The 7,137-nt window shown below is 32.9% G+C and carries 9 protein-coding genes; all 9 read left to right on the forward strand.

From position 1 onward, the window contains the following. Positions 1 to 2: 2 nt before the first annotated feature. Positions 3 to 1,406 carry an alpha-L-fucosidase gene (locus CBR30_04870; protein ID PMQ01740.1) on the forward strand — a complete coding sequence of 468 codons (1,404 nt, stop codon included), beginning with the start codon at positions 3 to 5 and terminating at the stop codon, positions 1,404 to 1,406. A gap of 67 nt (positions 1,407 to 1,473) precedes the next feature. Next, positions 1,474 to 1,845 (forward strand): superoxide reductase, encoded by a 372-nt coding sequence (locus tag CBR30_04875; GenBank protein PMQ01741.1) that lies wholly within the window; start codon positions 1,474 to 1,476, stop codon positions 1,843 to 1,845. A gap of 15 nt (positions 1,846 to 1,860) precedes the next feature. Next, positions 1,861 to 2,274 carry a peroxiredoxin gene (locus CBR30_04880; protein ID PMQ01755.1) on the forward strand — a complete coding sequence of 138 codons (414 nt, stop codon included), beginning with the start codon at positions 1,861 to 1,863 and terminating at the stop codon, positions 2,272 to 2,274. Between the two features lie 55 nt (positions 2,275 to 2,329). Continuing rightward, positions 2,330 to 2,707: a 6-carboxytetrahydropterin synthase QueD gene (gene queD, locus CBR30_04885; protein ID PMQ01742.1), complete on the forward strand. Its 378-nt coding sequence runs from the start codon at positions 2,330 to 2,332 to the stop codon at positions 2,705 to 2,707. Beyond that, positions 2,688 to 3,476, forward strand: coding sequence for a GTP cyclohydrolase I FolE2 (locus tag CBR30_04890; protein ID PMQ01743.1), 789 nt, complete (start codon positions 2,688 to 2,690; stop codon positions 3,474 to 3,476). Before queD ends, CBR30_04890 begins: the two co-directional genes overlap by 20 nt. Beyond that, the gene (folP, locus tag CBR30_04895; GenBank protein ID PMQ01744.1) at positions 3,457 to 4,653 is read left to right on the forward strand and encodes a dihydropteroate synthase; all 1,197 of its coding nucleotides are present in this window, start codon (positions 3,457 to 3,459) and stop codon (positions 4,651 to 4,653) included. The genes CBR30_04890 and folP overlap by 20 nt, the downstream gene beginning before the upstream one ends. Continuing rightward, entirely contained in the window at positions 4,635 to 5,093 is a 459-nt protein-coding gene (folK, locus tag CBR30_04900) for a 2-amino-4-hydroxy-6-hydroxymethyldihydropteridine diphosphokinase (GenBank protein PMQ01745.1), read from the forward strand. Before folP ends, folK begins: the two co-directional genes overlap by 19 nt. A 131-nt stretch (positions 5,094 to 5,224) precedes the next feature. Then, a complete protein-coding gene (locus CBR30_04905; protein PMQ01746.1) occupies positions 5,225 to 6,490 on the forward strand; it encodes a sugar ABC transporter substrate-binding protein in 1,266 nt (421 codons plus the stop codon). 68 nt (positions 6,491 to 6,558) lie between these two features. After that, positions 6,559 to 7,137, forward strand: a 579-nt coding sequence (locus CBR30_04910; GenBank protein PMQ01747.1) for a sugar ABC transporter permease, incomplete at its 3' end; no start/stop codon positions are given.

Consider the following 7,137-nt stretch of genomic DNA (forward strand, 5'->3'; position numbering starts at 1 on the left):
AAATGATAATGTATAAAAAGATTGAAGGTCCTTTTGAGCCTACTTGGGAATCTCTATCTCAGTTTAAAATACCCGATTGGTATATAAATGCAAAATTTGGCATCTTTATTCACTATGGAGTTTATTCAGTTCCTGCTTTCTCAAACGAATGGTATCCCAGAAATATGTATATCAAAGGAAGTAAAGAATACGAATATCATATAAAAACATATGGAAATCCTAAGGAATTTGGCTATAAAGATTTCATACCTATGTTCAAAGCAGAGAAGTTTGATCCAGATGAATGGGCAGATCTCTTTAGAAAAGCAGGAGCAAAATATGTGGTAGCAGTAGCAGAACATCATGATGGCTTTGCTATGTATGACTGTAGTTTTACCCGATGGTGTGCCACAAAAATGGGACCCCAAAAGGATATAATTGGAGAACTTGCAAAAGCATTAAAAAGGCATTTTCTAACCTTTGGTATTTCTTATCATAGAGCTGAACACTGGTGGTTTTTCCATGAAGGCACAAAATTTGAATCCGACGTACAAGATAGAAATTACATTGACCTATATGGTCCTGCACAGCCAGAAACAACTCAGCCCAATGAAGAGTTTCTTGAAGATTGGTATATAAGACTCTGCGAAATTGTTGACAAATATCAACCACAAATAGTCTATTTTGACTGGTGGATTGAACAACCTGTCTTTGAGCCTTATCTTAAAAGGTTTTCCGCCTTTTATTATAATAGAGGGTATCAGTGGCAAAAGGGAGTAGCTATTAATTACAAATTAAATTCCTTTCCAAGAAGCTGTGCAGTTTATGACGTAGAAAGAGGAGTTCAAGATGATATAGATCCTATATTTTGGCAAACAGATACCTCTATATCAAGGCTATCTTGGGGATACATTGAGAATGATGAATATAAATCATCAAAAGAAATAATACAAGATTTAATAGATATAGTAAGCAAAAATGGAGCACTTTTACTGAACGTAGGTCCAAAATCTGATGGAACAATTCCAGAACCTGCTAAAAATATACTACTGGAGATTGGTCATTGGCTCCTTATTAATGGAGAGGCTATATACGAAACAAGACCTTGGAAAATTTATGGGGAAGGACCCACAAAAGTTATAGCAGGCTCCTTTAAAGAAGCCCCTAAAAATTTTACTGGAGATGATTTTAGATTTACTACAAAGGGAGATAACCTTTATATCTTTGTAATGGAAAAGCCAGAAAAAACTCCAATTCTTATAAGGTCTTTAAGCGACAGAATAACATTATACCCTAAAAGGATAGAAAAGGTAGAAATTTTACAAACAAAGGAAAGTGTTAATTTCCAAAGAGACGAAGATGGGCTAAGAGTATTTCTTGAAAACCTTGATAAATATGTTTATCCTTTGGCTTTAAAAGTTTATTAAAAATTATTCTTGTTTAATTCCTACTTTTGTAGTATAATTTAAAAAAAATTGAAAGGGGGATAAACATATGAAGGATTTAATCCAAAGTAAAGATTTTAAAGTTGAGAAGCATGTTCCTGTGATTGAAATATTGGAAAAAGGAGAGTTAACAAAAATAAGAGTCTTAGTTGGAAAAGAAATCCCACATCCAAATACTACAGAACATCATATTGAATGGATCCAAGTATATTTCCTTCCAGAGGGTGGCACATATCCTTATATGTTAGCAAACATTAGCCTATCCGCTCACGGTGCTTCAACCCAAGGGCCAAATACCAGTGGTGTATTCATTGAGCCAGATATTACTCTTTCCTTTAAAGTACAAGGGAAGGGAAAACTGTATGCCCTATCATATTGCAATATTCATGGTTTATGGGGAAGCGAACCTCTTGAGCTATAAAGGAGGAATTTCATGATAAAAATTGGTGATTTAGCGCCTAATTTTTCCCTTAAAGATCAGCATAACGAAGAATTTAATTTGGGCAGTTATAAAGGTAAAAAAATACTACTTTCCTTTCATCCATTAGCCTGGACAAGAATTTGTGCAGAACAAATGGTAAGCTTGGAGAAAAATTACGAAACCTTTGAAAAACTAAACACAATTCCTTTAGGAGTTAGTGTAGATACTGTACCATCAAAGCATGCTTGGGCTAAGGAACTGAAAATATCAAAATTGAGACTAATTAGTGATTTTTGGCCCCACGGCAGAGTAGCACAACTCTTTGGAATATTCAGAGATGAGGAAGGAAAGATTATCTTTTTCAAGATATACGAAATTAAAGAGCTACCAGATATTGAAGAGATAATTAAATTTCTGGAAAATAAATAAAAAGAGGGAGAGTTAAACTCTCCCTCTAATCATAAAAAACCTCTGGAGGTTCAATTTGTTTCTCATAAAAGAATTTTATTTTGATTCTGCACATAACTTGATAAAATATAAAGGGAAATGTGAAAATCTTCATGGGCATACCTATAAACTTGTTGTTGTTATAGAAGGTATTCCCAATGATGAAGGTATGATAATGGATTTTGTAGAATTAAAAGAGATAGTCAAAGAACATGTTTTAAAATATTTAGATCATGCTTATTTAAATGATATAATTGAACAACCAACAGCAGAAAATATTGCTATTTGGATCTGGAATAGGCTATATGATCTTTTAAAAAGGGATAATTGTCAATTATTTGAGATTCAGGTTTGGGAGACAAGAGAAAGTGGAGTCGTATATAGAGGGGAAAAATTTGAGAGACGTACAGAATGATATAGATCTTAGGAATATACCCTTGGAAAGAGTGGGTATTAAGGATTTGGAATGGCCTATCAAGGTTTTAGATAAAGAGAGAGGTCATCAGCAAACAGTAGCAAAAATAGAGATTGCAGTTGATTTAAAACATTATATTCGTGGAATTCATATGAGTAGATTTATTGAGATTATGAATGAACTTGAGGAACTAAAACCAAAATCATTAGAAGAAATGCTGAGAAAGATTAAGGAGAAACTTCAAGCAGAAAGAAGCTATCTTAAAATGTCTTTTCCTTATTTCATTTATAAGAGTGCCCCAATATCAAAAATAGAATCTCCCAATAAAATTGAGGCAATTATTGATGCAGAACTTTTTAAAGTATTCAATATGATCATTGGAGTAAAAGTACCTATTCATACATTATGTCCTTGCTCCAAAGAAATTAGTGATTACTCTGCCCACAATCAAAGAGCAATAGCGGAAATATATGTAAAATCAAAAAGTATGATATGGTTTGAAGATTTAGTAGAAATAGCAGAAAAAAATGCAAGCTCTCCCATATTTGCCCTTTTAAAAAGACCCGATGAAAAATATATAACTGAACACGCATATGATAATCCTAAATTTGTTGAAGATGTCGTTAGAGATATTGCCATAGAACTTGAAAAAAATAATTCTATAGAATGGTATAAAATTGAGGTTACAAGTATGGAGAGTATACATAATCATAATGCTTTTGCATGCTTAGAGAAGGGGTGGCTTGATCATGTTATTAGAAATCAGTAATGAATATTTGGAAAAAGAAATTCAGAAAATTGGAGCACATCCTGATTCTATTCCTATTTTCCTAAGAAAATCCAAAATAATACCACTAAAGATATTCAACATTCCATCACCTGCAGGGAATATAATAAAACAAGAAATGTTAGCAATAGGTGGAGATTTTATAGTACACAAAAATACTGTGAACTGTAAGGTAGATAAAACAGATGGAATATTCCTTGGAACAAGAAAGCACTATGAAATTCTTCTAAATAAAATTAAAAACTTAAACTATTTTGAGTTAAACAAAGTTGCAGAAGAACTTGATAATTTTTTACATAAGGAAAAGGTTAAAGAGATGAGCTCCCCATGGGGAAGAAAAATTCTATTTAATAGAACTTTGTTAATGGGTATCATAAATGTTACTCCTGACTCCTTCTATAAAGGATCAAGAAAGACCAATGAAGAGGAAATTTTAAATACTGCTAAGGATATGGTAGAAAATGGAGTAGACATCATTGATATTGGGGGACAATCTACAAGACCAGGCTCTGATTTTATTGATTTAGAAGAAGAATTAAGAAGAGTCCTTCCTGCAATAGAAATTGTTAGAAAAGAATTTCCTAATATTATCATCTCTGTAGATACATTTAGAGGGGAGGTGGCAGAAAAAGCAATAGAAAAAGGGGCGGACATTATCAATGATATTAGTGGATTTTCTTTTGACAACAAAATACTAAAAGTTGTGGCAGAAACAAAAGCACCATACGTTTTAATGCATATAAAAGGAACTCCTAAAAATATGCAGGAAAATCCCTTCTATGAAGATGTTGTAAAAGAAATAATAGAGTATTTTATAGAGAAAATAGATTTTACCAGTAAAAATAATGTTGATGTCGAAAAAATTATAATTGATCCTGGAATTGGATTTGGCAAAAGATACGAGGACAACTTAGAAATCCTTATAAGACTAAAAGAATTTCAAAGCCTTAAAAAGCCCATTCTTATAGGTGCCTCAAGAAAGAGTTTTATTGGAAAAACCTTAGGAGACATTCCTCCTGAGGATAGATTAGAGGGTACTTTAGCTATAACCTCCTACTGCGTAATAAATAATGTCGATATTATCAGAGTTCACGATGTTAAAGAAAACAAAAGAGTAATAAAAATGCTTGAGGCGTTAAAATGCCAATTGCCTTTATAGCTCTTGGCAGTAATTTAGGCGATAGAGAGAAAAATATTAAGATTGCCTTAGAGAAAATTCAAAACGCAGGAGTAAAAATACTAAAAATATCAAGAATAATAGAGACTGAACCTTATGGATATCTTGATCAAGGCAAGTTTTTAAATGCAGTATGCATGGTAGAAACAAATCTTTCTCCAAGAGAACTATTAGAGTTATTACTCGGAATTGAAAAAGAAATGGGTAGAGTTAGAAAAATCAAATGGGGACCAAGAAACATAGACTTAGATATAATTTTTTATGAAGATTACATTATAAATGAGGAGGATTTAATAATTCCTCATCCTGACGCCCATAATAGAGCCTTTGTCATCGATCCCCTTTGCGAAATTGCTCCCGATTTCGTTCATCCAGTCATTAAGAAAAAGATACGAGAAATAAAAGAAAATTTACATACTTAAGAAATTATTCTGAAAAACTTCTGATAACCTTAGTTAATCAAGTATATCCAAGTATTATTTTTCTTTTATATTGCATTTTAATTCAATATATGATAGAATTTGTTCAAAAATGAACATAAGGAGGTATTTTTATGAAAAAGGTACTCTTAGTCCTCTTATTCCTTTTTCTCCCCTTAGTATCTTCTTATGGTGCAAATGTGGTTACTCTAAGATATGGGGTTTGGATGAGTGAACAGATAGATGGAATTAAAGCACAGATCTCAGCCTTTGAGAAGAAAAATCCTGATATTAAGATTAAATTAGAGCATGTTCCATGGGAAGATTATTGGACAAAATTACAGACCATGCTTGCAGGTGGCGATTGTTGGGATGTATTTACTATGGATAATGGCTTTTACTTAAAAGATTATGTAAAAAGAGGAGCTATATTAGATATCACACCTTTTATAGAAAAAGAAAAAATTGATCTTTCTGTTTATCCTACAGGTGTCTTAGCACTACACAAAGTAGATGGTAAATTTTATTCTCTACCAAGGGATTACGATACAATAGCTATTTTTTATAATAAAGATGCCTTTGACGAAGCAAAACTAAGATATCCAGATGCGAGCTGGACCTGGGATGATGTGAAAAAGGCAGCAGAAAAATTAACAAAAAAGGATGCAAAAGGAGTTACTTTAAGATATGGAGTCACAGCAGGTGGAGGTGCATTATCAGCATCACAAGTTTTCCTCTTTCCTTTCATCCTCTCTTTGGAAGGAAAGATTGTAAATGAAGAAGGAAAAGTTGTTCTTGATTCAAATGAAGCAAAAGAAGTTTTGAATTTTGCAAAAGAATTAACAAGTAAAGGTTATGCACCAACACCTGGAGCAACAACTGAAAACTTATTCTTAGCTGGAAGAAGTGCTATTAATTTTGATGGTGCATGGATGTTAGGGTATTATGCGGAGAATATTAAAAAATTCAAATGGGGAGTTGCCATTCTTCCTAAATCTAAGACTGGAAAGAGAGCAAACATATCAGATTCCTTAGGGAACGTCATCTGGGCAAATACCAAAAATAAGGATTCCGCATGGAGATTTGTAAAGTGGCTTGCAGGAAAAGAAGCTGCTGAAATTTTAGGAAAGACTGGCACTGTAATTCCTGCCTATAAAGGCGCAGATAAGTTATGGGTTGATAGTTTTAGAAAATTAGGAAGAGAAAAAGATGCCCAGGTATTTATAGATTCAGTTAAATACACAAATCCATGGCCTCAAACAATTGGTGCAAGCAATTGGTTTGATAGATGGGAAACCTACTATATAGTTGAGATTATTTCTGGAAGACTCGGCGTAGAGGAAGGACTTAAACAAGCAGTGGAGGAAATTAATTCCATTATAGAAGAGCACTCTAAATAATAAAGAGGGAAGCCTTTTGGCTTCCCTCTTTAATTAAGAATACTAAATAAAAAGGAAGTGAACGCATTATGAGTAGAGTTATTATAACCCTATTACTAATTATTGGTGCCATCCTTATGGTTCTTCCTTATTGGTTTATGCTAATCATCTCTTTTGAGACTATTGAAGAGGCTTCATCAATCCCTCCTCATTTCATTCCTGAAAATCCAATTATAAATAATTATGTAGAACTTTTCACAAAATTAGATTTTGGGCGTTACTTTTTAAATTCGGTTATTGTTACATTAAGCTTAGTAATTAGTCAAATTGTTATTTGTGCTGTTGCTGGCTATGCTTTCGCCCGCTTATATTTCCCCTTTAAAGACGCCATATTTATTCTATTCCTCTCAGTCCTTATGCTTCCAGGAATAGTTCTTCTTATTCCAAAATATCTTATTCTTAAAAATTTAAAATTAGTTAACACATTAACGGGAGTTATCTTACTTGAGATCTTTAGTGAGTTTGGAATATTTCTATATAGACAACACTTTTTATCTTTACCTATTGAAATGGAAGAGGCTGCAATTGTAGACGGCGCAAATCTTTGGCAAGTCTTCTGGAAAATCATGATGCCACTTTCCAAACCTATCACTACTTCTTTTGGTCTT

This window comes from Dictyoglomus sp. NZ13-RE01 (assembly GCA_002878375.1).
Taxonomy (GTDB): Bacteria; Dictyoglomota; Dictyoglomia; order Dictyoglomales; family Dictyoglomaceae; genus NZ13-RE01.